The organism is Pseudomonas sp. 05T35, from assembly GCF_056396605.1.
This window is the reverse complement of record NZ_JBFTLU010000516.1, coordinates 1-2919: the sequence shown is the minus strand read 5'-3', so window position 1 is coordinate 2919 and position 2919 is coordinate 1. Positions and strand designations below refer to the sequence as shown.

The window sequence follows — 2919 nt, the reverse complement described above, 5'->3', positions numbered from 1 at the left end:
CCTTACCCGGGCTACCAAACCCGATCGCTGATAATCAGCGACACGGAAACGATAGAGGCGAGGACCAAAGCGCACAAGCCGGCGGATTCTGGCGCAGGTGTAGGCCATGACGCAAGGCGTTGTAGCCTCTGATGGGCACTGCGTAGGCAAGCTTAAACACCCGTCGTAGCAGCTGCCGAGCCTGCGAGGCTGCGTTCGGCTGCGAAGCAGTCGTAAAATCAGGCAACACGTTCGTTTTGATCGTACGTTAACCCTGTGGGAGCGAGCCTGCTCGCGATGACGGTTTTACATTCGGCAGTAATAGTTACTGTCACACCGCTATCGCGAGCAGGCTCGCTCCCACAAGGGGCTTTTGCTGCTGACAGTTTCTGACAGTGGCCTCTGCTAAGCTCCGTCAACCTTCATTCCACAGAGCAGGCTGATCGTGTCGCGTACCAGTCGGTTGTTGACCTTGTTGCAAGTGCTGCGCGGTAAAAGTCGTCCGGTGACGGCGGCGACACTGGCCAGCGAGTTGGAGATCTCGGAGCGCACGCTGTACCGCGATATCGCCGAACTGACGGCCCTCGGTGCGCCAATATTCGGCGAGGCGGGTATCGGCTATGTGCTGCGCAGCGGTCTGTTTCTGCCGCCGTTGATGCTCAATGCCGACGAGACGGAAGCAGTGGTGCTGGGGTTGCGTTATGTCGATCAGCGTGGCGATGAGGTGTTGAGCAAGGCCGCCGCCGATGCGTTGGCGAAGATTGCCGCCGTATTGGCGCCGGACGCTCAGGAAGCCTTGCGCAACCCGACGGTTTTGCCGGGGCCACCGGGTTACGGTTATCCGCAAAACGCTGTGGAATTGAATGTGTTTCGCCAGGCGATTCGTGCGCAGGCCAAGTTGCATATCGATTACGCAGACGTGAACAAAACCCCTAGCCAGCGGTTGATCTGGCCGTTGGCACTGGGTTTTCTGAATGAGGCACGGGTGATCGTTGCCTGGTGCGAGTTGCGCGGGGATTATCGAACCTTTCGTACCGACCGGATTGCCGCCGCCCAAGAGCTGGGTGAACGCTATCCGGGGCGTCGCAGCGACCTGTTGCGAGCCTGGCGCAAGGCGATGCAACTGGATGAAGCAGGGCGATTCACTCCTGACAAGAACTGACACAGCGCTGCTTTAAAATGGCTCCAGAATCAACCAACAAGGAGCCGTACCATGTCGAACCCAGCCGTTTCACTCGCACCTGCCATTGCCGCCTATATCGCTGCCGCCAATGCCCGTGACAGTTCGGCGGTCGCCAGTTTTTTCGCTGAGGATGCGAATGTTTTCGATGAGGGCGCCCATCAGGTCGGCACCCAGGCCATCGCCCAATGGATGGAAGACACCGCAAGACGTTACCAGCCTCGGGTCGAAGTGCTGGAGGTGCAGCAACGCACCGGCAAAGTTCTGGTCAGTAACCTGATTTCCGGCACGTTCCCCGGCAGCCCGCTGGAACTGCGCTATGTGTTCCGCCTGAACGAGCAAGGCAAGATCGCCCGACTCGATATCTCGCTCTAGCCCCCCCTGTAGCAGCTGGCGAAGCCTGCGTTCGATCGCGTAGCGGTCGTAAATGCTGACGACTCGGTGAACCTGAATCACCGAGGGGGATGGTTTTACGACTGCTGCGCAGCCGGACGTCGCCTGCGGCAACTGCTACGGAATGGTGTGCGCCGCGAGTTCTGTAGCAGCTGGCGAAGCCTGCGTTCGAGGGCGAAGCACTCGTAATCCGGTCTTCTCGGTCTATCTGAATACATGCGCAGCCTGGCGGCAGCTGCTACGTGTGTCGTGGCATACTCTGGACTTTTGCGTTCGGACCCATGGCCGATATGACCTTCGATTCACCCCTCAGCGCTTACCAATACGCAATCAAGCAAAAAGGCTTCGTGCCGGATGCCGCGCAAGAACATGCCGTTATGGCATTGCAGCAGTGTCACGAAGCCTTGCATCAGGGCCGAACGCCGGTCACCGGGGTTTACCTCTGGGGCCCGGTCGGGCGTGGCAAGACCTGGTTGATGGATCAGTTCTACCAAAGCCTGCGGGTGCCGGCGCGGCGTCAGCACTTTCACCATTTCATGGGCTGGGTGCACCAACGCTCGTTCCAACTGACCGGCACCGCCGACCCGCTGCGGGCTCTGGCCCGTGAGTTGGYCCGGGATGTGCGGGTGCTGTGTTTCGACGAATTGTTTGTCAATGACATCGGTGACGCGATCATCCTCGGGCGGCTGTTTCAGGTGATGTTCGACGAAGGCGTGGTGATGGTCTGCACCTCCAATCAACCACCGGATCAGCTCTACGCAGACGGTTTCAACCGTGACCGGTTTTTGCCGGGGATTGCCGCGATCAAAGGCCACATGCAAGTGGTGGCGGTGGATGGTGGCGAAGATCACCGATTGCATCCTGGGGCAGCTCTGCAGCGTTATTGGGTCAGCGCACCCGGTCAGCCCGATCCGATGAGTGAGGTGTTCAAACAACTGACCGAAGGACAGTCGGTATCCAGCGATCCGGTGATCATCGGCTATCGCTCGGTAACGGTCGTCAAGGCCAGTGAAACCGTGCTCTGGTGCCGTTACGCGGACCTGTGCGAGCAGCCATTTGCGGCGATGGACTTCATGGCGTTGTGTGATCGCTTCAGCGCTATTTTGTTGAGCGAAGTCCCCAACCTCAGCGCCCATCAGCGCCCCGGTCGCATTGCCCGAGGCACCGAGGATGGTGCCGAGCGCGTCGAGGCCGGCGACCGCGAACTGCCGCAGTTGTCGGTTCACGACGACAGCGTGCGGCGCTTTATCGCGCTGGTCGACGAGTGCTACGACCGCAAAGTGCCGCTGTACCTCGACGCGCAGGTGCCGATGGATGAGCTGTATACCGAGGGTTACCTGGAGTTCCCGTTTCGCCGGACCCACAGC

Annotated in this window: 3 protein-coding genes; all 3 read left to right on the top strand. The window is 59.8% G+C overall.

Annotated features, from left to right (window positions below):
- Window positions 1-424: 424 nt before the first annotated feature.
- Entirely contained in the window at window positions 425-1141 is a 717-nt protein-coding gene (locus AC1DH9_RS26390; protein ID WP_103314518.1) for a helix-turn-helix transcriptional regulator, read from the top strand.
- A 51-nt stretch (window positions 1142-1192) separates the two neighbouring features.
- Complete coding sequence (locus tag AC1DH9_RS26385) at window positions 1193-1534, top strand: nuclear transport factor 2 family protein (protein ID WP_427537396.1); 342 nt, start codon at window positions 1193-1195, stop codon at window positions 1532-1534.
- A gap of 308 nt (window positions 1535-1842) precedes the next feature.
- On the top strand, window positions 1843-2919 hold a 1077-nt coding region (gene zapE / locus AC1DH9_RS26380; protein WP_477809086.1), incomplete at its 3' end, for a cell division protein ZapE.

Bases quoted from the DNA above. Each gene is read 5' to 3' on its own strand.
- AC1DH9_RS26385 (WP_427537396.1), top strand. From the start codon at position 1,193: ATGTCGAACCCAGCCGTTTCACTCGCACCTGCCATTGCCGCCTATATC.